This is a genomic window from Megamonas sp. (assembly GCF_986095205.1).
Map to the genome: position 1 here is coordinate 42,961 of NZ_CFQVBI010000078.1, position 26,586 is coordinate 69,546.

Consider the following 26,586-nt stretch of genomic DNA (forward strand, 5'->3'; position numbering starts at 1 on the left):
TATATAATATAGTGATATTTATTTATTATATCACTTATCCACCAATTAAAGACATAGATTTATCTTCTTTTTGTGAAAAAGCTTCATTTTCTAAGTGATGATTTTTAGGTTTATGATAAATAGTATCCTTTATTATCGCTAAAATTTCTTCATCTGTTACATTCTTTTTCAATAAATCATTTAAATTAACACCACTATTATAATGTAGACAAGGTTTTAATATGCCTGTTGATGTCAATCGTAAACGATTGCAATTAGCACAAAATTTATGTGATAATGCAGAAATAAATCCTATTTTTATTGATAAATTTTCTACTTGATAATAATGTGCTGGGCCTTCAAATACATCTATTTGTTTTAAAGCTCCATATTTTTTGCTAATTATAGCTTTTAAATCATCTTCTTTTACCGCTTTAAAATTCTTTGCCACATTCATCGGCATTAACTCGATAAAACGCAAATCTATTTTATTATCATTGGCAAATTCAATCAAGGGAATTATCTCTTTTTCATTTATACCCTGCATAATTACACTGTTGATTTTTAAAGAAATATTTTCTTTTTGAGCTAATTTTATTCCTAATATAACTTTATCTATATCTCCGCCACGTGTAATTTCTCTAAATAAATCTTTATCAATACAATCTAAACTTAAATTTATACCACTTATACCAGCTTTTTTCAAAACATCTACTTTATTAGATAACAATATGCCATTTGTAGTCAATACTATTTTTTCTATACCTTGTATTGCTTTAAATCTTATTATTAAATCTTCAATATTTGGATATAATAATGGCTCTCCACCAGTGAGCCTTATTTTTTTTATACCCGTTGAACTGATTAATTCCACTAAATGTATTAAATCTTTTTGCGAAAGCATTTCTTCTGTCTGCTTTATTTTTTGCTCTGGCATACAATACTGGCAACGTAAATTGCAATTACTTGTAAGTGATACACGCAAGTAATCTATATTACGCTTAAAACAATCTTGCATTCAAAATCCTCATCATTTCTATTTTACATAAGCTTAATTTTGATTTTCTATCTCTTTGCGTTCAACTATCAATTCAGCAGTTACTTCATCGCCTACATTTAAACTTGTACCTTTTAATTGATAGATGAAACCGTTATATTTTTGCAATAAAGTAGCTCTTGTTACTCCTTTAGGATTAATTATTTGCGCATGATATTTATCATCTTGTTTAAAAATATGAACTTGCAAGCAAAAATCTGCATTTTTCGGTGCTGTAAAATCAAAATCTACAGTTACGTTTACTGTTTCCAAACTGCTTAATTTTTGATGATAATATGCTTGCATAATAGCTTTTAAATAAAAACGCATAGCTAATTCTGCACCATTTGGAGGGCCTGCAATGCCTAATACTGGTTTTTGGTTAAATTTAGAGAAGCTAGAATGTTTACCTGGTCTACAACCTAATTCGTAAACTAAAACTTCACCTTCTGTTTCTAATAAATCAAGCGTAAAATCCTTTGTTCCTTTAGAAGAACCTGCATTTATTAAGATAATATCTGCTATTTCACTTGCTTTTGTAAGAGCTTCTTTTATTTTTTCTTTATCATCAGGGATTATCGGAAATATAGTTAAATCTGCTTGATATTGTTTACAAAAAGCAGATAACATCATGCTATTTGACTCTATATTTTTATCTACTGGATAATCTTCACTTTGCCATGAAACTAATTCATCACCAGTAGGAATAAATGCAATCTTTGGTCTTGCTATAACTTTTACTTCTTTAATACCGCCTGATGCTAATAAACCGACTTGAGGTGCTGTGATTTTTTCATATTTATTTACTAAAACTTCATCTTTACCGATAAGACTTCCTGGTGGGTCGATTAACTGTCCCTTTGTTTCAGGTTTAGCTAAAATTTTTAATTTACCATCTACAAAACGGACATCTTCTATTAAAATAACTGTATCATATGGCTCTGGCACTACACAGCCAGTATTGGCAAAAATATATTCCTTGCCTTCTTGCCAATTTTTAGTATCTGGTATGCCATCTTTAAAATCTGCAAAACAAACACCGATGCCATCCATTTTGCTCACTGGCAATTTAGGTAAAATGACTTTTGCCTTTACATCTTCAGCACTGACTTTATCTACAGCATTATATAAATCCACAACTTCAAAATTTCGTTTAAAGTCTATCTGCTCTATGAGAAATTTTTTCATCATTTCTCGAGAAGGCATATAACCCTTTTCTACATATTCACGATAAGCCATAATATCACCTCATAATTATGTTACTTATATTTTTTATTATTTTATCTTTCCAGAAAAGAAATATATAAGTACAGTTAAAACAAGTCCTAAAGCTCCATACAATGGTCCTTTTTCAACAAAAGCATAAATGGTCATCACCAAACAAATAATAACTGCGATTGAAATTTGTTTAGCATTTTCTTTACGGTAAGCAAAAGTTTCATAATCTACGCCTGCTTCTTGTTTAAAACACTCTTGGCAAATAACACGTTTATTGCCATCTTTATCAGTATTGACTAAAGCTACTTTTTCATCAATATGTTTATGACAAATCGAACATTCTACCATCTTTTTACCCACCTTCAATCTTTATTTTCAGATAAAAACAAAAAAGACCTGCTCTTATGAGCAGGTCTATTATGCACATATGGCAGAGAGGGTGGGATTCGAACCCACGGTACCTCTCGGTACAATTGATTTCGAGTCAATCACCTTCGACCACTCGGACACCTCTCCACTTATTCATGATATGATTAGAACCACAAAAATTATATCATTGTCAAAATCAAAATACAATACCTAGATTTATTATTCTTCAGTCACTATAGCCTTAGCCATTTTCTCAAATTTTACACGAGGCATCATTACAAAATGACCACAACCATTACATTTTAGACCAAAATCCATACCCACTCTAAGTATTGTCCATGTATCACTACCACATGGATGCTTTTTTTTCATACGCACTACATCATTTACTTTATATTGAACTTTTTCCACCATCTTTACCTCACTGCTTCAACGTAGTTTTTTTTTATGACTGAACCATTTTCATCTACTGGTTCTGGGTGAATAGTAATATCAAATCCACCAAATCTATTTCTTATCTTGCATTCAATATCATCACAAATATTATGAACTTCTTCTAAGTGCATATCTTTATCAAAAGTAACATGCACATCTAAAAGTCTATCGGAACCAGATTTTCTAGTGCGTAAATGATGATAACCTTTTAATCCTTTATGTGATAAAATTATTTCTCCAATAATCGCTTCATCTTCTTGAGATAAACTGCTATCAGTCAATTCTCTTGCACTATCTACTACCATTTTATAACCAGCACGGAATATAATCAAAGCCACTATAATTGCAATAACAGGGTCTAACCATAAAAAGCCAAAGACTTTCATACCTACAAGACCTAATAAAACACCTACAGAAGTCCAAACATCTGCTTGAAGATGCAATCCATCGGCTTCTAATGCTTGAGAATCAGTTTTTTTTGCTACAGCAATCAAACGACGAGAAACAATTATATTTACTACAATAGAAATAAACATGATATAAATACCATATTGTAAAAATTCTGGGTCTAATGGTGTATTAAATTTGTGTATTGCTTCATAAATAATAAAGATAGCAGTGGCTACAATCAATAACGCTTCTACTGCTGATGATAAATTTTCAAATTTACCATGACCATAATCATGTTCTTTATCTGGTGGTACTACAGCTTTGCGCACAGCCCAAAAAGCAATAAAAGCAGCTATCAAATCCACACCTGAATGAAGTGCTTCTGAGACTAAACTTACTGCGCCTACATATAAACCAACAGCTAGTTTTAAAATAACTAATAAAGTATTCGACATAATAGACAGCCATGCCGTATTACGTTTTAAAGTATTTGCATCTGTCATAAAAATCACCCATCCCCTAAAAATATAAATGCTATTAATTATCATTCAAAAAGTTTTTCATAGCAAAAAATCTGCAACATCTCATTTAGATGTGCAGATTTGACAAAAAATATTATTTATATCCTAACACACGGAAAAATATATGTAAAGTAAAACATATTGTTTAGAATTTCTAAATAATATAAAAATTAACATAAATTTACTAGACAAAAATTAAATTAATGATAAGATAAAATTAGTATTTTATTTAAGCGAATTGAAAGGATTTGATATAATGCTTTACCCATTAAAACTAAATGCAGCTTTTAAAGATTATCTATGGGGCGGTACAAGATTACGCGATGAATTTAATAAACAAACTGATATTGATCCTGTAGCTGAAAGCTGGGAATTATCTTGCCATCATGATGGACAAAGCATTATCAGTAATGGCGAATTTTCTGGTAAAACTTTAGCCCAATATATTGAAACAGTAGGCAAACAAGTAATTGGTACAAAAGCTCCTAAAGATAAAGATTTCCCTATTTTAATTAAATTTATTGATGCTAAACAAAGTTTATCTGTACAAGTTCACCCAGATGATAAATATGCACTTTTACACGAAGGCGAATCTGGTAAAACTGAAATGTGGTATGTAATGGACGCAACTCCAGATGCTACTTTAATCTATGGATTTACTCATGAAATTTCTCACCAGGAATTTGAACGTCGTATCAAAGATAATACTCTTCTTGAAGTTTGCAACCAAGTGCCAATAAAAAAAGGTGATGTATTTTTCATCGAAGCAGGTACACTCCATGCTATTGGTGCAGGAGCATTGATTGCAGAAATTCAACAAAGTTCCAATTCTACTTATCGTGTATATGATTATGGTCGTGTGGGCAAAGACGGTAAACTTCGTGAACTTCATATTGAAAAAGCTCTCGCTGTAACTAAACTTGAACCACCAACTAGAAAACCTGAACCTATCGCCAAACTCACAGCTTTTGCAGATTATGATTTAACAATTCTCGCACAATGTGAATTATTCAATGTAAGTCATTTTGATTTACACGGCAATTGCTCATTAAATGCTAAAAAAGATAGTTTCCATTCTATCTTAGTTTTAGATGGACAAATAGCATTGACTTACGGAAATGATAGCTTCACTATCACCAAAGGCGAAAGTGTATTTATTCCTGCTGATATGGGTGAATATATCTTAAACGGCACAGGTGAATTTATCTTAACTACATTATGATTACAATATAATAAAAGCAAAAGGCAAGTAAATCAAATTACTTGCCTTTTTTATATTTCAACATAATAAATTTATTGTCTTCTTTTTTCTGGAGTTAAATAAACTAATACAATACTTATAACTAATAATATAGCAGTCAATGCTAATGCCATAGTAAGTCCATAACTTTCAGCAAGTGAGCCTGTAAGCATTGTGCCAAAACCACCAAGACCAAAAGATAAACCGAGCATCATACCGGAAGCCATACCTGGATTATCTGGCAATAAATCCTGACCCCAAACTATAGCTCCTGGATTTGCTGCCATGACTAAGCCACCACCAACAAATAAAGCAATATACATCAATATATCTATTTGTTGTGCAAACAAGAAATACATTGTAGGGATTAATGTAAATATCAAAGCCCACAAAATTACTTTTTTATAGCCGATTTTATCATTTAACGCTCCACCGATTAAACCACCGATTACAGAACCACATAAATATATTGTCAAAATCCAACCACTTAAAGTATTATCACAACCTTTTTCTATTGCCCATAAAGGTAAAAATGTAACTAGAGCTGTAAATAACCATGCTCTAAGTCCCATGGATATATTAAGCAACATTAACGGTTTATTTTGCAAAATTTGAGCTAAATTAAAATGCATATTCTTAGCTACTTGTTCATTGACAAAACGCGCTTTAGATAATCCTGAACTATACATCAATACACCTAAAATAATTGCAGGTATAATCAATATAGGTAAATAATCCAAACTGTACATCTGCATAAAATAAACTAATAAAATAGGAGCCAATGCAAAACCAAAACTGCCACCAGCTACAAATATTGAGATACATGTTGATATTTTTCCATCAGGTGCCACTTTGCTGACTAAACCAGCACCCATAGGATGAAATGTAGAAACAGCCAATCCACTAAGTCCAATCAAAACAGCTAATACAATAAAATTACTTGCCCAATTAGTAAGACAGATAAATACAGCTCCAAAAGGAATAATCAGTGGCATAATCTTATTAAAATTATATTTATCCATAAAATAACCAAAAACAGGCTGTAACACATTTGCAGATAAAGACATAACCATAACTAACGCACCACTTAAGGTAAGTGATAAGCCCAATTTAGGTATTAAAATCGGCAATAAGATAGGTAAAAAATTACAATAAAAATCATTAAAAAAATGACCCATTGCTAATAAAATAACTTGCAAATAAGATTTCTTAACTACTACTTCAGTTGACATTATGTATACCTCGAAATTAAATTTATTTATAAAAAAAGCGAAAGCTTATGCCTTCGCTAATAAACAAAAAAAGGAAGCTTTCGCTTCCTATAATTTCTAATGGTCGGAGCAGCAGGATTCGAACCTGCGACCCCCTGGTCCCAAGCCAGGTGCTCTACCAAACTGAGCCATGCCCCGTTTCTCACTTGTTCCCCGTGAGAACATGTATTATTATATGACCTTTACGAGGAAATGTCAACACCTTTTTTTAATTTTTTTATAAAAAATTTTAAAAAAGTTTTTATAGCTGAAAAAACCTTATAAATTAAGGCTTTTTTTCATGTTTAACTATAATCATACAAAAGTTTTTGTATTTTTTCTATATCTTTTTTAATAAATTCATCATTATTTAAAATTTTAAAAGGAAAAATATTTTATTCTATAGAATATATATTTATATACTTAATAATCTAATTATGACCTACATATAACGCTCATTAATTTATTAAATATTAATATATTTTTTAATATTTCCTTAAATCTACAAAGGAATAAATTCCCATTTTATGTTACAAAAATATTTCTAGGAGATGATTAGTATGCATTTTTATTGTGAAAAATGTAAAAAAGAATATCCATTAAATTCAATTTCTTACCATTGTTCTTGTGGTGGTTTATTTAGATTATATAAAAATAACACTGATCCTATAACACCAGAAGTTTCTATTGGAGAAATTGAAACACCGCTTATACCTATAAAATTTGGTAAACAAGAGTTTTTCTTTAAAATGGAAAACTTAAATCCAACAGGTTCTTTCAAAGCCCGTGGTGCCAAGACAATGATTAGCATACTAAAAAATCTAGGCATAAAACACATAATTGAAGATTCTTCAGGAAATGCAGCTTCTGCTATAGCAGCTTACGCAGCTGCGGCAAATATGAAATGTACTGCTTATGTACCTGAAAATATAGCTGAAGGCAAATTAAAACAAATTGAAACATTTGGTGCTCAAATTCGCCTTGTTATTGGTAATCGTGATACCGCAGCCAAAACAGCTCAAAAAGAAGCTACAAAATCTAAAACATATTATGCTTCTCATGTCTATAATCCTTTATTCTTCGAAGGAATAAAATCTCTAGCTTATGAAATTTACCATCAATTAAATGACCATGTACCTGAATATATTTTCCTTCCTGTTGGTAATGGTACAATGCTTCTCGGTCTTTATTATGGATTTGAAGAAATTGGTCGTTTACCAAAATTCATCGCTGTTCAAAGCGAAAATTGCTGTCCTTTATATAATGCATTCAAGAAAAAACGCAAAGGTTCCAAAGTTGGTTATACTATAGCTGATTCCATACGTGTAGAAAAACCAATGCGTTTAAAAGAAATGCTCATGGCAATTACTCGTAGCAATGGTGAAGTCCTCACTGTAGATGATGAAGAAATTATCGAAGCTCAACATCAAGTAGGTAGAAAAGGTATCTATATTGAACCAACTGCTGCTGCTTCCGTTGCTGGTGCTTTAAAATATTTCAAAAAAGGAAAACCAGATAATTACCGTGTTATCATTCCAATAACTGGTGCTGGTATCAATACTTCTAGTAACAAAGATTAAAATAAAAGTCAGTTTTAGTAAAAGCTAAAACTGACTTTTTTTATCAACATATCCATCATTATCAAAAATAACTTACTATATATCCTTTTATCCCTAAAAATTTATGATAAAATATATTATTAATTAACTCAAATTAAATTTATTTTTAGAAAGGATGTTTTGATGGAAGATATTAATATCTATATGTGTTTATTTCTAATTGTTACTGGATTTATCGCAGCTTTTATCGATACTGTAGTTGGCGGTGGTGGTCTTATTTCTTTACCTGCACTTTTATTTACTGGCATGCCTCCCGTTACAGCTATAGCTACGAATAAAGTGTCTGCTTCTATGGGTGCTACAATCGGTTTTGCCTCTTTTATTCGCTCTGGTAGAGTAGATTTTTCTACTATAAAATATTTACTACCACTTTCTTTCATTGGCTCAATCTGTGGTGCTAGTATTTTAAAATTAATTCCTTCTGACTTTCTTCGTCCCTTGATTATCATTTTACTTGTAGCTGTAACTATCTATACTTTGACAAAAAAAGAATTTGGTCAAGTCGCTACATTTAATGGTATGAGTCAAAAAATGTGGATACTAAGCGCTATTGCTGCATTTATTTTTGGCTTTTATGATGGATTTTTCGGCCCTGGTACTGGCACATTCTTATTATTTGCATTTCTTTGGATAGGTTTTGATTTTATCGGTGCTGCTGCTAATGCTCGTGGTTTAAACTTCGCTAGTAATATCGCTGGTGCATTATTTTTCATCAGCTCTGGCATTGTCGATTTCGCCTACGCCATTCCTATGGGACTTGCCATGATGGTTGGAGCCTTCTGTGGAGCTCGCATGGCCATTGCCAAAGGTGCTACATACGTAAAAACCTTATTTATCATCATGTCCATCGTATTAATCGGAAAACAAGTAATCGATTTATTCAAATAATACAATGTTCGTTTTTCTTTTATATAAAAGAAAAATGAACCAAAAAGAAAATCTACCCGCAATATTGATTTTACTTTGACAAAGATAAAACTATGTCTACAACGCTCTAAACTCGCTTCGCTCAAACAATAGGACTAAAACCGTATCCATAGTTTTATCTTTGTCAATAGCTTTCAGCTACCGTAAAAGTCTGCTAATGCGGGAAAGTTTGGTATTATATTAATAACACGTAATATTATTTTCCGCATTATAAATTTTTAGTGGTAACCTTTAGGTTATTGAAAATAATTGTCGCTGAATACGGTTTTAGTCTGAATGTTTGAGCGAAGCGAGTTTCTAAGCGTTGTATGAAGCGAAAATTATTTTCAAAGCTAAAAATTTATCTGCGGTGATTTCTTTGGTTCGTTTCTTTGTCACCAAAGAAATGAACATATTATAATTGGGAGGGTATATTTTTATGTTATATGCAGTTATTGACATTGGTTCTACTACTATTCGTATGGCTATTTATGAAATCTTGGATAATAAGTTAAATCTTATTCATAAACGCAAATATACTGTAGGTTTAGCAAGTTATGTTAAGGATAATGTCATGGAACAAGCTGGTATTGATAAAGCTTGCGAGATTTTAAATAGTTTTAAATCTTTCTTGACTTCTTTTAATATCGAAAATGTAAGTGCTTTCACTACAGCTGCACTTCGCAATGCTCAAAATAGTAAAGAAGCTGTCGCTGAAATCATTACTCGCACTGGTATTGATTTGCATATCATCTCTGGTGATGAAGAAGCAACTTATGATTTTATCGCTGCTACACATGAACTTGATTATCATGATGGTTTTATCATTGATATCGGCGGTGCTAGTACAGAACTCATTCGTTTTGCTGATAACAAAATCATGCAAAAAACTAGCTTGCCTATCGGCTCTTTAGCTCTCCATACAAAATATGCTACTAACTTTTTACCTAGCGAAGACGAAATTGCACAAATGATAAAAGAAGTTCATGCTATTATCGATACAGCACCTGAATTTAAAGATATTTCCCATGCTGAAATCTGTGGCATTGGCGGTACATGTAAAGGAGCTAGAGCTTTATATAACGAAATGTACGCTCAAGATGATATAAATGAAACTATACCTGCTGACAAAATTCCTGAAATGATTTCTCATTTCACACGTGGGCATAAATTAACAGATAAAGATATCACAACTTTATTAAAAGCCGTACCTGACCGTTTGCATACTATCATTCCTGGCATGGTCATAGCTAATGAAATCGCTAAATTAATCCATGCTACAGCAATAACTTATAAAGATGCTGGTATGCGTGAAGGATTTTTATATACTCATGTAATTAAAGGTTAGTTTTTTATGCAGGAAAATAACGATATTTTACAAATATTATTCTCCTATCAAGATAAAAACTATGCTCAATTTATACAAAATTTATTGCCTAAAAATATTGATAGAGAAAATATAAAAATTATCGGTATACGTTTACCACAATTGCGAAAAATTGCTAAAGACTTAATAAAAAATAATTGGCAAGAATTTTTAAATCAAAATACAAATGAATATTTTGAGCAAATCATGCTTGAAGGCTTTGTCATTGCTTATGCTCCTATTGACGTAAATGCAAAACAAAAATTAATTCAAAATTTCTTACCTAAGATAAATAATTGGTCTATTTGCGATAGTTTTTGCGCTAGTTTCCAATTAAAAACTAAAGATAAAGATTTATATCTATCTTTTATAAAAAATTATTTAAACAGCCCTAATGAATATGAATTGCGTTTTGCCATCGTGATGTTATTAGACTATTACTTAACAGAAGATTTTGCTGACAATACACTTCAATTAGTCTATAATACAAAAGATATTTCCTATAGTGTAAATATGGCAAAAGCATGGGCTTTTAGTAAATATTTTGCTTTTTATCCAGACAAAGGCTTAATTTTTTTGCAAACACAGTCATTATCTAAAGATGTTTTTAAAATGACTTGTCAAAAAATAAGAGACTCCCGTAGAGTTTCTTCTCGTTATAAAGAAGCATTAAAAAATTTATAAAAATTTTTATCAGTTGTTATCTAACATTCATTATTTAACAACTGATTTTTTTATCTAATATAGCCCTAAAGCCTTATATCATAGACTTTTTTCGCTAAAAATGATAAAATATATTAGTTAAGATGATTGTCGTAATTTGTTATTTCGGTCATATTTTGACCGTAGATTAAAATTGAGGTGAGAATGTGACAGAAACTATAAATACAGGAAAAATTCTCCCTGTAAATCTTGAAGATGAAATGAAAAACTCATATATTGATTATGCTATGAGTGTAATTGTTATGCGTGCATTACCTGATGTACGTGATGGTTTAAAACCAGTTCATCGCCGTATTTTGTATGCTATGCAAGAAGCTGGTATGGGCTCTAATAAACCATATAAAAAATCTGCTCGTATCGTCGGGGAAGTACTAGGTAAATATCATCCACATGGTGATATTTCCGTTTATGATGCTATTGTTCGTATGGCTCAAGATTTCTCTTGCCGTTATGTATTAGCTGATGGTCATGGAAACTTTGGTTCTATTGATGGCGACTCTGCTGCTGCTATGCGTTATACAGAAGTTCGCATGTCAAAAATTGCAGAATTAATGCTCCAAGATATCGATAAAAAAACAGTGGATTTCACACCAAACTATGATGAATCCCTACAAGAACCATCTGTATTACCATCTAAAATACCAAATCTTTTAGTAAATGGTTCTTCTGGTATTGCCGTTGGTATGGCAACTAATATACCACCACATAATTTAAACGAAGTAATTGATGGCGTTTTACAGATGATTGATAACCCTGAAATTACTGTTGAAGAATTAATGCAAACTATCAAAGGTCCAGATTTCCCAACTGGAGCAATGATTATGGGTCGTGATGGCATTATTTCTGCTTATAAAACAGGTCGTGGTGCAGTAAAAATGCGTGCTTGCACAGAAATTACTACTTTGCCAAATGGTAAACCACGTATCACTGTAACTGAATTACCATATCAAGTAAATAAAGCTCGTCTTGTAGAACGCATTGCTGAACTTGTTCGTGATAAAACAATTGATGGTATTACCGATTTAAATGACGAATCAGACCGCAATGGTATGAGTATTGTAATTGATTTACGCCGTGATGCAAATCCAGAAGTTATTTTAAATCAATTATATCAACATACTCAATTACAAGAAACTTTCGGTGTAATTATGCTTGCTTTAGTTGATGGCAGACCTCGTATTCTCAACTTAAAACAAGTTTTACATTACTATATCAAACATCAAGAAGATGTTATTCGCCGTCGTACACAGTATGAACTTACAAAAGCTCAAGCTCGTGCTCATATCTTAGAAGGCTTAACTATTGCACTTGACCATTTAGACCCAATCATTAAAACTATTCGTGATTCTAAAAATGGCGATAGCGCTAAAGAAGTCTTAATGAGCGACTATACGCTTACTGAAAAACAAGCTCAAGCTATTTTGGATTTAAGATTACAACGTTTAACTGGTCTTGAACGCGAAAAAATCGAAAATGAATATCTTGAAATCTTAGATTATATCTCTGATTTACAAAATATCTTAGCAGATGAACAAAAAATCTTAGATATCATTAAAGAAGAACTTTCTGCTGTTAAAGCTAAATTCGGCGATGCTCGTCGCACTCAAATCACAGATGATAATTCTGATGTAGATATCGCAGACTTAATTGCTGAAGAAGATGTAGTAATCACTTTAACACATAATAACTATATCAAACGTATCCCTGTAACTACGTACCGCAATCAAAAACGCGGTGGTCGTGGCGTTACTGGCATGGGTACAAAAGAAGAAGATTATGTTGAAAATATGATTATCACATCTACACACAATACAATCTTATTCTTTACTAATAAAGGACTTGTATATCAATTAAAAGGATATGAAATTCCTGAATCCGGTAGAACTGCAAAAGGCACAGCCATTGTAAATCTTTTACCATTAGCAAAAGAAGAAACTATCACAGCTATCATTCCTATTAAGGAATTCTCTAAAGATAGATATTTATTTATGGCTACTCGTCATGGTATCGTTAAAAAGACAGGTCTTAGCGAATTTGATACTAATCGCAAAAAGACAGGTCTTATCGCACTTTCTTTAAAAGAAAATGATGAATTAATCGGTGTAAAACTCACTGATGGTAATCGCCAAATCATCATCGGTACTCGTGATGGTATGTCTATTTGCTTCAATGAACAAGATGTTCGTCCTATGGGTAGAACTGCCCGCGGTGTCATTGGCATAAAATTAAAAGGTGAAGATACAGTAATTGGCATGGATAATATCCGTGATGATTGCGAAGTCTTAACTGTTACTGAACATGGTTTTGGCAAACGTACTGCAACTTCTGAATATCGCACACAAACTCGCGGTGGCATTGGTCTTATCAATATCAAAGTCACTGAAAAAACTGGTTTTGTAATCGGCATTAAAGTTGTAGATAGCCAACAAGAATTCATGCTCATTTCTACTGAAGGTATCGTCATTCGCTCAAATATTGAAGAAGTTTCTGTAATTGGCAGAAATACTCAAGGCGTAAAAATGATGAATATGGATAATAATGATAAAGTAGCTGCTCTTGCTGCTTTTGAAATCAAAGAAGACGATAAATAATTTATAAGACAAAAGGATTTTGCTATGTATGATATGGGAAAAATACTCATCTATATAGGAATTGCTCTTGTTATTATCGGTCTATTAATCCATTTTGGTGGAAAATTATTACCTCTAGGTAAATTGCCATTTGATTTTAAATGGGAAGGTAGTAATTGGGGCGTTTATTTTCCTTTAGGTAGTTCTATTTTAATTAGTATTATCTTAACATTAATCTTAAATTTATTATTTCGTTAACTAAAAATACCGCAAATAGTTTTTATCCTATTTGCGGTATTTTTTATTTATGATTTACCTGTAGTATTCATATCTATAGCTGGGACATCTCTTGTTGGTGTTTGTGGCACAGGTTCTTTTTGTTTTGTTGTATTATCTTCCACTGGAGTTTCTTCTCTAGTTTCTACTTTTTCTCGATTACTATTTGTTCGTGGACGTTCTTCATCTACTTCAGATTTAAATCGTTTTGTAGATTTTTCTTGTTCTTCACGAAGTCGTTGCAATCTTTCTTCACGTTCCTGTGCAATTTCTCTTTTTATGCGTTCTTTTTCTGTTACTTCTACAGCATTATCAGGAATAGATTCTTCATATTCTATATTATCTTCATGAATAGATGTTGTAATTGATTGATTGATTTTTATGCCTAATGTATTTGCTAAAATCTGTCTTGTCTTACTAATATCTGGTACCCAATAGCTAATACCTTCTATATATACTGGTTTACCTGGTAACATTTCTGATTTTAATCCATTATCTTTTGCGTCTTGAAGTGTTCCCAAGAAAGATAATATTTCACTAACTGACATATCAGTTTCCACTGAATCAGAAACAGCAGATACAATAGCTGGCAATTTAGGAATAATTGTTGGAGATACTAATTTGTCCATTACTGCTTTCATGAAATTCTGTTGACGTTTGATACGACCAATATCGCCTTCTTCATCACGATAGCGTACATATGTTATCGCAGTCTTGCCGTCCATATGTTGCATACCTGGCTGGAGGTCAATATATAAACCGCCATCATCATCCCATGGGTCTTCATAATACATGCGTTTTTCTACATCAATATCAATACCGCCTAGAGCATCAATAATTTTAGTAAAACCATGTACATTAATTTTTATATAATGATCAATATGTGTATTTAATAAACTTTCAATGGTTTCTTGAGTTAATTTTCTACCACCATAGGCATAAGCTGCATTAATCTTATCAAAGCCATGACCTTTTATTTTTACACGTGTATCACGAGGCACAGATAATAATGCTGCTTGATTTTTATCTGGGTCTAATGTCGCTATCATTAATGTATCGCTTCTCCCCACATCATCAGCGCGCTCATCTACCCCCATAATCATTACAGTAGCCTTATCTTTTGCAACTAACATACCTTTTTTATCATCTTCATTATAATCTGGTTTATTATCAACTAACGCATTAGCAAAAAAAGCTCCTACCATACCAGATAAAATAAAAACAACTACTAATATCAAGATATATTTTACATAACTGCTTTTATTTTTTTTATCTCCATTTCCCAATTATTATCCCTCACATCATTCAAATTCATTTAAATATTAACTATTCTATTATAAGATTTTATCAATTATTCCGCAATTGTTATTTCTCTATTTTAGTAAACGTATACTAAAAAAACTTTATTTTCATAAAAATGAAAATATTATATAATACTAATATCACATCTTATAAAAAGGAGTATTGTTGTGGATAAGAATAAACAAAAATACAAATATCTTTATTTATTGTCAGAAAAATACCCTAATCGTCAATCTGTTGTAACTGAGCTAATTCGCTTAAAAGCTATTTTAAACTTGGCTCGACCAACAGAACATTTTATGAGTGATTTACATGGTGAATATGAATCTTTTTTCCATATTCTCAATAATTGCTCTGGTGTTATCAAAGAAAAAGTAGATTATTTATTTTCTGAAGAAATGTCCACCTCACAAAAAGCTGAATTTTGTACTTTAATTTATTATCCTAAAGAAAAAATACTCAATTTAAAAAAACAAAAATTAATCACTACTCAATGGTATTCTCAAAATCTCATCTATTTATTGCGTCTATCAAGATTGATGTCTTATAAATATCCTCAATCAGAATTAAAAAATTTACTGCCTAAAGGATATGAAACCATCATTCTTGAATTGCTCACAGCTAGACCAAATGATGATACTTTCCAAGAAGTATATTTCAATACTATCTTAAATACTTTAATCAATATTAATAGTGGTACAGATTTTATCATTGCCTTTACAAAATTCATCAAAAAACTAGCTGTTGCTCATTTGCATATCGTCGGCGATATTTATGACCGAGGGCAACGACCTGACTCTATCATAGATATGCTACGTCAACATCATTCTGTAGATATTCAATGGGGCAATCATGATATCTTATGGATGGGTGCAATGTGTGGTAATGAAGCTTGTATAGCGACAGTAGTACGAAACTGTTTATCTTATAATAATACTGCTGTTTTAGAAAAAGGATATGCTATCAGCCTTCGCTCTCTATCTTCATTAGCTAGCAAACTCTATCCTAATAAAACACTATTAATCGCTATGCAACGCACTATCTCTATAATTTTATTTAAATTAGAAGGACAACTCATCAAACGCAATCCAGATTTTCAAATGGATAGTCGTCTTTTATTAGATAAAATAGATTACACCTCTAAACATATAAAAATAAATAATATATCTTATCCAATAAAAAGTCCGTCCTTCCCTACAATAAATCCTCAAAATCCTTATGAATTATCTTTAGAAGAAGCTGAAGTCTTATCTGATATAAAATCAGCATTTTTAGATAGTGTACGCTTGCGCAAACATATTGATTTTCTTTACCAAAAAGGTAGCGTCTATAAAGCATATAATAACAATTTACTCTATCATGGTTGTATACCACTAAATGATGATGGTAGCTTCATGCGTATTCATCTAAATAACAAATATTATTCTGGAAAAAATTATTTAGATTTTGTTGATAAAACTATTCGCCAAGCATATCTTGGTCTATATGAACAAAAAAATATCGACTTAATGTATTATTTCTGGTGTGGCAGATATTCACCATTTTCCGGTAGAGAATTTAAAACATTTGAACGTATGTTTATTGAAAATACGGATACATGGATTGAACCTTCTGATGCGTATTATAAATATTGCAATGATGAAAAAATCTGCGATATGATACTCGAAGAATTTTCCTTAAAAACAAAACGTGGACATATAATCAATGGTCATGTTCCTGTAAAAGTAAAAGAAGGAGAAAGTCCTGTAAAAGCAAATGGAAAATTAATCATCATTGATGGTGGTTTTTGTAAAGCTTATCATAAAAAAACAGGAATTGCTGGTTATACGCTAATTTCTAATTCACGTGGTTTACGTCTTTTAGAACATCAATCATGTGCTAATATCAAAGAGTCTTTAAAAGCCAACCAAGACATTGAGTCCGTTTCTTGTACTTTAGAATTACAAAATTATCATTCTTCAACTGCCGATACTGATTTAGGTGAAGAAATCCAATGTCAAATAAATGATATCTACCATTTAATGCTCGCTTATCAAAATGGTTTAGTTCCTGAACAAGCTTAATATTATATACAAAGGCAATTTATTTTATTTTTCAATAAGATGAATTGCCTTTTTTGACATCTTCCTGATTATTTGAGATAATTTTCATATATAAATATAATAAAAAGGATAGATTAATACTTATGACTTTATTTCTTTTAATCAGTGCAATTATCTTAATTGCTTGCGTAATTGGAAGTAAATTATCTACTCGTTTTGGCGTACCTACACTTGTGTTTTTCATTGGTCTTGGTATGCTCTTTGGTTCTGATGGTTTATTTAAAATTCATTTTGAAGATTATTCTCTTGCCGAAAAAATCTGTTCTGCCGCTCTCATTTTCATCATGTTTTATGGTGGCTTTGGTACCAAATGGAAAACTGCTCGACCTATAGCTAAACAAGCTGTTTTACTGAGTACTTTTGGCGTATTTATCACAGCTGCACTCACTGGTATTTTTTGTCATTTAATATTAGGTTTACCACCACTTGAAGGATTATTAATCGGTGCTGTGCTTAGTTCTACTGACGCCGCTTCTGTCTTTTCTATTTTGCGTTCACAAAAATTAAATCTAAAATACAGTACTGCTCCTATGCTAGAAATTGAAAGTGGTAGTAATGACCCTTGTGCTTATATGCTGACCATAATTTTATTAACTAGCATTGGCAGCAGCTTAAACTTTTTTGATATTTCCTATTTAATTTTTGCTCAATTTGCTTATGGAATTATCATCGGTGTCGTCTTAGCTTTTATCGCTTCTTGGATATTAAAAAATGTTCAATTCGGCGAAAATGGTTTTGACTCTATCTTTTTAGTTGCTATTGCCTTAGCTGCTTATGCCCTTCCTTCGTTAGTTGATGGTAATGGTTATTTAAGCACTTATATTGCAGGTATCATCTTAGGCAATCAAAATATCCCGAAAAAGAAAAATCTCGTAAACTTCTTCGATGCTTTTAATGGCATGATGCAAATGCTCATCTTCTTCTTATTAGGTTTATTAGTATTTCCTTCAAAATTACCATATTATTTTGTCCCTGCTTTGTTTATTGCTATTTTCCTTACATTCATCGCTAGACCTATAACCATGGCAATATTATTGTCTCCATTTAAATCTCCTTTAAATCAACAATTAATCATGTCATGGGCTGGCCTTCGTGGAGCTGCTTCCATCGTTTTTGCGATTGTCGCTGTCGTATCACCAAATTATGCTGATGACTCAATTTTTTCCATCGTCTTCTGTATCGTACTTTTATCTTTATTATTCCAAGGTGCTTTATTGCCATCTGCTTCAAAACATCTAAATATGATTGATGAACACGAAAATGTATTAAAAACTTTCAATGATTACACTGACGAAAACAATATCCATTTCACTTGTTTAGAATTAAATAATTCACACCCATGGATTAATAAACAAATTCGCGATATCGGTTCTATCCCAGGTACATTGATTGCTGCTATCTTGAGAAAAGGAGCCACAATAACGCCAAAAGGCGATACCTTCTTGCGCGATGGAGATACACTCATCATTTGCGCTAAAACCTATCAAGGCAATGATAATATCACTTTAAATGAAATAAATATTGATTCTAATAATGAATTCATTGGCAAAAAACTTCGCGATATTGATATCAAAAAAGATTCACTTGTTGTTTTAATTCAACGAAACGGCGTAGATATTATACCTGATGGCGATACTATTCTAGAAGAAAAAGATACGCTTGTAGTTTTCTCTCAAAAAAATCTTTTTCATTTAGCTTAAATTAAAATCAAATATAAAATAAAAAGATAGTTATAAGACAAAATTTAGTCCTATAACTATCTTTTTTAATTTAAATTTTATTACATGATAGATTTATAAATTTCTTTAATAGCTTCTACACTTACATCTCTTGGATTTCCTGGTGTACAAGCATCAACAAAAGCAGATTCAGATAAAAATTGAAGGTCTTCTTCTTTTACACCTAATTGAGTCAATTCCTGAGGAATTCCCACATCTACACTCAATTTTTCTACAGCTTCAATACAAGCCTGACGAGCCTGTTCAATACTCATATCTTCTGTATTTTTTACGCCCATAGCTACTGCGATATCACGATATTTATCTGCTGTTGATGGCGCATTAAATTTCAATACTGGTGTTAATAAAATAGCACAAGCAACACCATGTGGAATGTCATATACTGCACTCAATGGATGAGCCATAGAATGTACTATACCTAAGCCAACATTAGAAAAGCCCATTCCTGCAATATATTGACCTAAAGCCATTTGTGCTCTACCTTCTGGATCGCCTTTAACAGAATCTCTTAAAGAACGAGCTATGATTTCAATAGCTTTTATATGCATCATATCTGTTAATTCCCATGCACCTTTAGTGATATAACCTTCGATAGCATGAACAAGTGCGTCCATTCCTGTTGCTGCACAGAGTTTTGGTGGCATAGATGCAGTCATATCTGGATCGATAATTGCCACTACTGGAATATCATGTGGGTCAGCACAAACAAATTTACGATTTTTTTCTTCATCAGTAATTACATAATTGATAGTTACTTCTGCTGCTGTACCAGATGTTGTGGATACGGCAATAATTGGCATTGCTTTATGTTTAGTTGGTGAAGCACCTTCTAGACTTCTAACATCAGCAAATTCTGGATTTTTCATAATGATAGCAATTGCTTTACTTGTATCAATAGCACTACCGCCACCTACAGCAACAATTACATCAGCACCACATTGTTTACAAAAATCCACGCCTTCAGTAACATTTTTGATTGTAGGATTAGCTTTTATTTTATCGTAAATTTCATAATCTATTTTTGCTTCATCTAAAATATCACATACTTTTGTAGCTACTTTAAATTTAAGTAAATCTTTATCTGTAACTAACATAACTTTTTTTAAGCCACGATTAATTACTTCATTTGCAATTTCTTTTATTGCTCCTTTACCAAAATAAGATGTTTCATTTAATATTGTTCTACAAATCATTTAAATGCCTCCATTTATAATATATGATTTAATTGTTCTTTTTTTCACAAAATTTCATTTAAATATACAATAAACAAAAATCAAATTTCTTTTTCTTATTATAAGTCATAAATTAACATAAATCAATATAAAACAACATAAATTTATATAAAAAAAAGATATTCTCACTAGAATATCTTTTTCTTACTTATAATCATTTTAATCTATTAAATACATATTTTGCCATGACAACTTGCACGATAAATAAAATCATCAATAAATAAAATACGGATATAATTCCTATTCCTTGAGCGATAAATCCCAAGATAGCAGGCCCTAATATAACGCCTGTATATCCCATGCAAGTTACTGCTGTAACAGCAGCATTTATCGGCATATCTTTTTGATATTGCAACAAACTATATAATACAGGCACAATATTTGCAGCACCTAAACCAAGTAAAATAAAACCAACCAACATTAAATAGAAATTATCTATAATAATTATCCATAAAAATCCTAATCCCGCTAAACTACTTCCTAATACTACAGCTTTTTCCTCGCCTAAAAATTGTACTACTTTATCCCCAATTAAACGCATGATAAGCATTGCTACAGAAAAAACAGCATATCCTACACCAGCTAAAGATAATTCTACATCTTTTACCTCAGCTAAAAATACACCGCCCCAATCCATGATTGCACCTTCGCCTAAAAAGCTCACACATGCTAAAATGCCGAATAAAACAACAATTCCTTTAGGAATAGCAATCGCACTTTCACTATTAGCGCTTTTATAATCTAAAAAATATCTGCCAAAGAAAATTACAATAGCTAAAATTATTAAACAATGAATGATTGCTATAAAAAATACATCAAGTCCCATCTTAGCTAAAATACTGAATAAGCCAGCGCTACAAAAACAACCAACACTCCAAAAACCATGCATACTAGACATCATGCGCTTTTGTGATAATTTTTCAACAACAACAGCATTGATATTCATACAAACTTCTGTACAACCCATAATAGCGCCTACTAAAATCAAACAAATAGCATACGACCAAACATTAGGTAAACAAGACAACGCTACTAATACTATCGCAAATAAACTACCTGTAGTAACCATCACTTTTTTACAACCAAATTTTTTACCTAAAAGACCACCAATCGGTATAACAATAAAAGCACTTATACCTATGCACAATAATAATAATCCCAAAATATCTGCTTCAATATGTAAACGTTCTTTAATCATAGGTATCATAGGCGCCCATGTGGAAATGGCAAAACCTGGTATAAAAAAAGCCATTCTAGCTGCATACTGTTCTTTTTTACCGACCTTAAACTGCATTAACTCTTTGTCTTCTAAACTCACAAATAAACCTCTTTTCTTTTTTTATTTTAGATAAACTCCTATATATACATACCATATTATATGAAATTAATAAAAAAAGCTATAATAATAAACCTTGTATAGCCTAATTTTTTTTAGCTATACAAGGTTTATTATTATCATATTTAATTTAAAACTTTAAATACATAAGAAGATACTATTGCTTGCAAAATAAACAGTCCAGCTAAGATACAAAATACTGCTACAATACCAATCCCATGAGCAATAAAACCTAATAGCGCAGGGCCAAACATTACTCCTAAATAACCCATACTAGTAACAGCTGTTACTGCTGAATTTATAGGCATTTCTTTTTGTCTGCCCAATAAAGTAAATACTACAGGAACAATATTTGCAGCTCCAAAACCAAGAAGAATAAAACCAAATTGCATCATAAAGAAATTATCAAAAACAATAGAAATTATATATCCTATACTTGCTACTATTCCACCAAAAATAACAACGCGCTGTTCGCCTAATTTTTGTACTACTTTATCACCAATCAAGCGACCAATGAGCATAGCTGCTGAAAATACTGCATAACCAACACCAGCTAAAGATAAATCTACACCTTTAGCTTCTGTCAAAAATACACCACTCCAGTCCATCATGCCACCTTCGCCTAAAAAGGATATAACAGCTAAAACTCCAAATAAAGTTACAATTCCCTTTGGTATAGCGATAGCTTTACCATTACTAGCACCTTTATACGGTAAAAAATATCTACTGAAAGCAAAAATAATCATGAAAATAATAATACAATGTATAATTGCTATTTGACTAATACCTAAACCTAATTTAGCCAAAATACTAAATAAACCAGCTCCAGCAAAACAACCTACACTCCATAAAGCATGCATACCAGACATCATGCGTTTTTGGGAAAGTTTTTCTACAATTACAGCGTGAATATTCATATTTACATTCAATATACCACCTATAGCACCTAAAACAAACAAAAAGATAGCATACATATAAATATTAGGTAACATGGATAATATTATAATTTCTATACCCATGCACAAACCCATAACACGCAAAACTTTTTTACAGCCAAATTTTTGTGCAAACAATCCAGCTATAGGCATCATCAAAAAAGAACTTACGCCAATACATAATAACAATAAACCCAATATATCAGCGCCAATTTGTAAACGTTCCTTTATAATCGGTATCATTGGTGCCCATGTAGATATACCAAAACCTGCAACAAAAAATATTATTCTAGCTGCATATTGTTCTTTTTTCCCCACTTGAAGTAAATTCAAATCCTGTTCTTTTACACTCAAAACATTATCACCTCTTACTAAAAATACTGATATATTATATCTATACTTCTATTTTCTGTCTAGTAGGATATTTATATTATTTATTGACATTCAATTTATAGCTTTCTATAATATAGTTTGATTTCAAACTATATTGGAGGTAATAAAATGTTATCTGACGAATTGCATTTTCTTTTATTAAAAAGTTTTCATCATAGTAACAAAAATATTGTCCAAAAGATTTCGTCATTAAAGCTTTTACCTGGTCAACCCAAAATTTTAGAATATCTTTTAGAACATAATGGCTCTATAGCTAAAGATATAAGTAACTATTGCGTCTTAGACAAATCAACTATCACCAGTTTATTAGTTCGCATGGAAAAAGATGGTTTAATCATGCGAAAAACACATTCTACAGATAAACGTTCTGCTTATATCTATTTGACTGAAAAAGGTCTTCAAATGGCTCATAAAGTAAAAGAAATTTGCTTTAGCATTGATGATAAAGCCTTAAAAGACATTCCACCTCAAGAGCAACAATATCTTTTAAAAACACTTAATACAATAATCAAAAATTTGGAGGAGGAATAATCTTGAAAGTCATATCTCTACGTTATTTTTATTTCTTTTTAGGTATTATTATAAATTCATTTGGCATAGCCTTTATCACCAAAAGTAATTTAGGTACCTCACAAATATCTTCTATTCCTTACATTTTTAGCCTTGAATATACAGATTTCAGCTTTGGTTTAACGACCTTCATCTTCAATATAATTTTTATTTTAATTGAAATAGCACTTTTACGCCGTGATTTTGAACCTATACAATTTTTACAAATAGTAGCCAATATCATATTTAGCTTCTTCATTGATGTTAGCATGAATTTACTATCAGCCTTTGAGCCTGAAACCATTATTGTAAAATTAATATCGCTTTTTATTGGTTGCTTTATTTTAGCAATAGGAATTTCTATTGAAGTCGCTCCTAATGTAATTGTTGTTCCTGGAGAAGGCGTTGTCCGTGCTTTAGCTTTAGTCATTGCTTTGAAAAAGCCACAAATAAAATTTGGTACAGTAAAAATCTACTTTGACATAACCTTGATAGTAATTGCTTGTATATTATCCTTTATCTTCTTTGGCGAATTAAATGGTATCGGCATTGGTACTATTATATCTGCTTTATTTGTTGGTAAATGCATCAATATCGTAAATAAATATTTTAAATTTCTCACTCATATCCGCAATCTCCAATATATAAAATCTTAAGAAACTAATTTTAAACCAACAACAGAAGATAAAATCATTGCTATACAAACAAGTCTTTTCCAATTTGCACTTTCACCATAACGAATAATTCCCACCAAAACACCACCTACTGAACCAATTCCAGACCATACTGCATATGTAATGCTCATCGGCAAAGTATCTAATGCCAAATTTAGCAAAACAAGACTGCCGCCGAACGCCAGACACATCTTCACGATAAGCACTGACGATTTTTTCAAACCGAATTTTTTAATAAGCTGCCACTTATTCATATAATTAATACTTAAAACTTCCAGTAATCCGGCAACAATAACAAAAATCCAATCCATAACTTAAAACCTCATCTTTCTACTTGTTCATTCAACAATTTTAAACCGATTACACCAACAATCAAAGTAACCATAAATACAAGCTGCCAAAAACTCGGCAATATGCCAAATCCCAAAAATTCCACCAAAATCGTACCGATAGAGCTAAGCCCTACAAATACGGAATACGCCGTTCCTACCGGCAATGTATTTCCCGCCGTAATCAGACAGTAACTTGAACCCATGATAGAAAGACATGTCACCGCCCATTCCCATGGAAGTTCAGCGTATTTAAGCCCCGTAATCCACATCAATTCAAAAAAAGTAGCACCTAAAATTTTTACCCAGCCGATATTCATCACAAAAACCTCCTGAAAATTAATTTTATAAAACAAAAAAGGCTATAGACTGCTGTTTGATTCAGAAACAGCAAAATCTATAGCCTTTTTTCAGACGCTTTCATTTACTTATGGTAGTTTAACAAAATTATTTTTATTTGTCAAATGCCGTTTAATCTAAACTAATTTTTTCACGTCTTTTGGAAAGCTCCTTCAATATATTAAAATAAAAACTTCCGTTTAACTTGTAAAATTTAAGATATAGACACAAAATTACCATAATCAGTAAAGCCGACATTATAAACATCATCACTCTCAAGCCCAAAACCGTTTCCGGCGTCTGAACCGCATTCGGCACATAACCCACCAAGGATAAAACCATCGCCCCGATAAAACCAGCAATAGCCGAACCAAATTTCACGGTAAACGTCTGTACAGAAAACACGACAGCCTCGCTTCTGATACCCGATTTATATTCTCCATATTCAACTGTATCCGCCAGCATTACAGTCGTCGTAACACCGGCTAAAGCATTGCCCAGACAAAAGAAACCTACCATGGAAAAAAACAGCCAGATATTCGCATTTTCATCGCTGCCGGTAAAAAACATGCCCAACAAACCTAATACTAATAAAACAGCAGATAAAATATAAACTACTTTTCGTGAAAATTTATTTGCTAAAAATGGAAAAGCTATCAAACCTATAGAGCCAACGATAAAATTAACTATGCCAAAAATAGAAAACCATTCTTCATGACAAACTACATATTTGAAAAAATAAATATTCATTCCAGTCCATAAAAATACTGCAATTTGCTGTAATATCGTCATAAAAATAATAATTAATAATTGATCATTTTCCTTCAAGAAATTCAATACTTCACTAAGTTTAATATCTCTTTTATTTTTTATAACTACATGTTCACTGACATTTCTAACACATATTATTTCACAAATATTGAATACAATAGCTACAATCACGGCAAATCTCAAATAGCCATCACTTTCACTCGCTCCCATATTCACGCCTAAACAAGCGATTACTAATAAACCAATTGTAGACATCATTTGACCACCAAAAGTCGCAAATAATCTAGATAACATAGAAATTTCATTTCTAACCTTAGCATCATTTGAAAATGCCGGTATCATTGCCCAAAAAGGTACGTCCATCAATGTATATGTAAGACTCCATAATAGATATGTAACAATACACCAGACATTTATCAAAATTCCTTGTAAAAAAGTTGCCGGATTTAAATATAATAAAATTAAAACAAAAGAATTTATTATTGTTCCTATTAAAATCCAAGGGCGAAATTTTCCCCATTTAGTTTTTGTATTATCAACAAGCCAGCCCATAAAAGGATTAGTTATAGCATCTACAATACGAATCACTAAAAACAAAGTACTCACAAAAATTAATGATACACCAACTACATCGGTATAAAAAATCATCAGAAAAGCAGCTATCATATTATAAATAAAATCTTTTCCATAAGCTCCTATTCCATAAGATAATTTCTCTTTCCATAAAAGTTTTTCCATAAATAAATTTGCTCCTCCATTTTTTTAATTTTTATAAAATAAAAAGACTATAACTCCTCTGTTTTATTCAGAAAAAGTTATAGTCTAAAATGACGAATTCAATATTTTTCTATGGAAATATTATGCAAAATTTTTAATGAGTTGTCAATAATTATTCATAAAATATAAAGAAAAAAGCACTGAAGTATTCAGTGCTTTTTCTTAACTGGCAACTTCCTATCCTCCCAGCACGTCTCCATGCAAGTACTT

General features: G+C 31.5%; 24 protein-coding genes and 2 tRNA genes. 11 read left to right on the forward strand and 15 right to left on the reverse strand.

The annotated features are described in order from the left end of the window. Positions 1-34: 34 nt before the first annotated feature. The 6 genes from moaA to AC5LAX_RS11735 form a co-directional block, all read right to left on the reverse strand. Complete coding sequence (gene moaA, locus AC5LAX_RS11710) at positions 35-997, reverse strand: GTP 3',8-cyclase MoaA (protein ID WP_115150908.1); 963 nt, start codon at positions 995-997, stop codon at positions 35-37. 33 nt (positions 998-1,030) lie between these two features. Further along, positions 1,031-2,254 carry a molybdopterin molybdotransferase MoeA gene (locus AC5LAX_RS11715; RefSeq protein WP_288909512.1) on the reverse strand — a complete coding sequence of 408 codons (1,224 nt, stop codon included), beginning with the start codon at positions 2,252-2,254 and terminating at the stop codon, positions 1,031-1,033. 36 nt (positions 2,255-2,290) lie between these two features. Continuing rightward, positions 2,291-2,581: a hypothetical protein gene (locus AC5LAX_RS11720; RefSeq protein ID WP_008539053.1), complete on the reverse strand. Its 291-nt coding sequence runs from the start codon at positions 2,579-2,581 to the stop codon at positions 2,291-2,293. 80 nt (positions 2,582-2,661) lie between these two features. Next, positions 2,662-2,749 (reverse strand) — tRNA-Ser (locus tag AC5LAX_RS11725). A 72-nt stretch (positions 2,750-2,821) separates the two neighbouring features. Beyond that, complete coding sequence (locus AC5LAX_RS11730) at positions 2,822-3,016, reverse strand: DUF951 domain-containing protein (protein WP_008539055.1); 195 nt, start codon at positions 3,014-3,016, stop codon at positions 2,822-2,824. Between the two features lie 2 nt (positions 3,017-3,018). Continuing rightward, positions 3,019-3,930, reverse strand: coding sequence for a cation diffusion facilitator family transporter (locus tag AC5LAX_RS11735; RefSeq protein ID WP_018998622.1), 912 nt, complete (start codon positions 3,928-3,930; stop codon positions 3,019-3,021). 274 nt (positions 3,931-4,204) lie between these two features. On the opposite strand from AC5LAX_RS11735, the gene AC5LAX_RS11740 reads away from it, so the two are divergent. Then, a complete protein-coding gene (locus AC5LAX_RS11740; protein WP_008539059.1) occupies positions 4,205-5,170 on the forward strand; it encodes a type I phosphomannose isomerase catalytic subunit in 966 nt (321 codons plus the stop codon). A 71-nt stretch (positions 5,171-5,241) separates the two neighbouring features. Here AC5LAX_RS11740 and AC5LAX_RS11745 read toward each other — a convergent pair whose 3' ends face one another. Both AC5LAX_RS11745 and AC5LAX_RS11750 read right to left on the reverse strand, forming a co-directional pair. Then, positions 5,242-6,420 (reverse strand): MFS transporter, encoded by a 1,179-nt coding sequence (locus tag AC5LAX_RS11745; protein ID WP_117585341.1) that lies wholly within the window; start codon positions 6,418-6,420, stop codon positions 5,242-5,244. Between the two features lie 100 nt (positions 6,421-6,520). Beyond that, a tRNA-Pro gene (locus AC5LAX_RS11750) sits at positions 6,521-6,597 on the reverse strand. A gap of 401 nt (positions 6,598-6,998) precedes the next feature. Between AC5LAX_RS11750 and AC5LAX_RS11755 the strand changes: the two genes are divergently transcribed. From AC5LAX_RS11755 to AC5LAX_RS11780, 6 genes are all read left to right on the forward strand, one after another. After that, positions 6,999-8,018: a pyridoxal-phosphate dependent enzyme gene (locus tag AC5LAX_RS11755; RefSeq protein WP_008539063.1), complete on the forward strand. Its 1,020-nt coding sequence runs from the start codon at positions 6,999-7,001 to the stop codon at positions 8,016-8,018. Between the two features lie 162 nt (positions 8,019-8,180). Further along, positions 8,181-8,945 carry a TSUP family transporter gene (locus AC5LAX_RS11760; RefSeq protein WP_115150899.1) on the forward strand — a complete coding sequence of 255 codons (765 nt, stop codon included), beginning with the start codon at positions 8,181-8,183 and terminating at the stop codon, positions 8,943-8,945. 457 nt (positions 8,946-9,402) lie between these two features. Beyond that, on the forward strand, positions 9,403-10,311 hold the full coding sequence (locus AC5LAX_RS11765) for a Ppx/GppA phosphatase family protein (protein ID WP_288909513.1): 909 nt from the start codon (positions 9,403-9,405) through the stop codon (positions 10,309-10,311). 6 nt (positions 10,312-10,317) lie between these two features. Beyond that, entirely contained in the window at positions 10,318-11,013 is a 696-nt protein-coding gene (locus AC5LAX_RS11770) for a DNA alkylation repair protein (RefSeq protein ID WP_288909514.1), read from the forward strand. Positions 11,014-11,198: 185 nt separating this feature from the next. Further along, positions 11,199-13,643, forward strand: coding sequence for a DNA gyrase subunit A (gyrA, locus tag AC5LAX_RS11775; RefSeq protein WP_288909515.1), 2,445 nt, complete (start codon positions 11,199-11,201; stop codon positions 13,641-13,643). A 33-nt stretch (positions 13,644-13,676) separates the two neighbouring features. After that, the gene (locus AC5LAX_RS11780; protein ID WP_270520891.1) at positions 13,677-13,880 is read left to right on the forward strand and encodes a DUF2905 domain-containing protein; all 204 of its coding nucleotides are present in this window, start codon (positions 13,677-13,679) and stop codon (positions 13,878-13,880) included. A 47-nt stretch (positions 13,881-13,927) separates the two neighbouring features. Here the strand turns inward: AC5LAX_RS11780 and AC5LAX_RS11785 are convergent, their stop codons facing one another. Further along, positions 13,928-15,184 (reverse strand): LCP family glycopolymer transferase, encoded by a 1,257-nt coding sequence (locus AC5LAX_RS11785; RefSeq protein WP_018998629.1) that lies wholly within the window; start codon positions 15,182-15,184, stop codon positions 13,928-13,930. 183 nt (positions 15,185-15,367) lie between these two features. Here AC5LAX_RS11785 and AC5LAX_RS11790 point away from each other — a divergent pair, with 183 nt between their 5' ends. Both AC5LAX_RS11790 and AC5LAX_RS11795 read left to right on the forward strand, forming a co-directional pair. Further along, complete coding sequence (locus AC5LAX_RS11790; RefSeq protein ID WP_117976297.1) at positions 15,368-17,263, forward strand: fructose-1,6-bisphosphatase; 1,896 nt, start codon at positions 15,368-15,370, stop codon at positions 17,261-17,263. A gap of 122 nt (positions 17,264-17,385) precedes the next feature. Beyond that, the gene (locus AC5LAX_RS11795; protein ID WP_167624665.1) at positions 17,386-19,002 is read left to right on the forward strand and encodes a potassium/proton antiporter; all 1,617 of its coding nucleotides are present in this window, start codon (positions 17,386-17,388) and stop codon (positions 19,000-19,002) included. An 80-nt stretch (positions 19,003-19,082) separates the two neighbouring features. On the opposite strand, the gene fucO is transcribed toward AC5LAX_RS11795, so the two are convergent. From fucO to AC5LAX_RS11810, 3 genes are all read right to left on the reverse strand, one after another. Then, positions 19,083-20,234: a lactaldehyde reductase gene (gene fucO, locus AC5LAX_RS11800; protein ID WP_075555088.1), complete on the reverse strand. Its 1,152-nt coding sequence runs from the start codon at positions 20,232-20,234 to the stop codon at positions 19,083-19,085. A 193-nt stretch (positions 20,235-20,427) separates the two neighbouring features. Beyond that, entirely contained in the window at positions 20,428-21,591 is a 1,164-nt protein-coding gene (locus AC5LAX_RS11805; RefSeq protein ID WP_115150894.1) for an MFS transporter, read from the reverse strand. Between the two features lie 143 nt (positions 21,592-21,734). Continuing rightward, a complete protein-coding gene (locus tag AC5LAX_RS11810; protein WP_288909516.1) occupies positions 21,735-22,898 on the reverse strand; it encodes an MFS transporter in 1,164 nt (387 codons plus the stop codon). A gap of 147 nt (positions 22,899-23,045) precedes the next feature. Between AC5LAX_RS11810 and AC5LAX_RS11815 the strand changes: the two genes are divergently transcribed. Together AC5LAX_RS11815 and AC5LAX_RS11820 are read left to right on the forward strand one after the other, a co-directional pair. Continuing rightward, positions 23,046-23,468, forward strand: coding sequence for a MarR family winged helix-turn-helix transcriptional regulator (locus tag AC5LAX_RS11815; RefSeq protein WP_288909517.1), 423 nt, complete (start codon positions 23,046-23,048; stop codon positions 23,466-23,468). A gap of 2 nt (positions 23,469-23,470) precedes the next feature. Next, entirely contained in the window at positions 23,471-24,142 is a 672-nt protein-coding gene (locus AC5LAX_RS11820; protein ID WP_018998636.1) for a YczE/YyaS/YitT family protein, read from the forward strand. On the opposite strand, the gene AC5LAX_RS11825 is transcribed toward AC5LAX_RS11820, so the two are convergent. The 3 genes from AC5LAX_RS11825 to AC5LAX_RS11835 all read right to left on the reverse strand — a co-directional run bounded on the left by AC5LAX_RS11825 (position 24,139) and on the right by AC5LAX_RS11835 (position 26,337). Next, the gene (locus tag AC5LAX_RS11825; protein WP_115150891.1) at positions 24,139-24,471 is read right to left on the reverse strand and encodes a DMT family transporter; all 333 of its coding nucleotides are present in this window, start codon (positions 24,469-24,471) and stop codon (positions 24,139-24,141) included. The genes AC5LAX_RS11820 and AC5LAX_RS11825 overlap by 4 nt on opposite strands. Before the next feature lie 11 nt (positions 24,472-24,482). Further along, positions 24,483-24,809, reverse strand: coding sequence for a DMT family transporter (locus AC5LAX_RS11830; protein ID WP_027890534.1), 327 nt, complete (start codon positions 24,807-24,809; stop codon positions 24,483-24,485). Between the two features lie 151 nt (positions 24,810-24,960). Further along, complete coding sequence (locus tag AC5LAX_RS11835; RefSeq protein ID WP_288909518.1) at positions 24,961-26,337, reverse strand: glycoside-pentoside-hexuronide (GPH):cation symporter; 1,377 nt, start codon at positions 26,335-26,337, stop codon at positions 24,961-24,963. Positions 26,338-26,586: the final 249 nt, after the last annotated feature.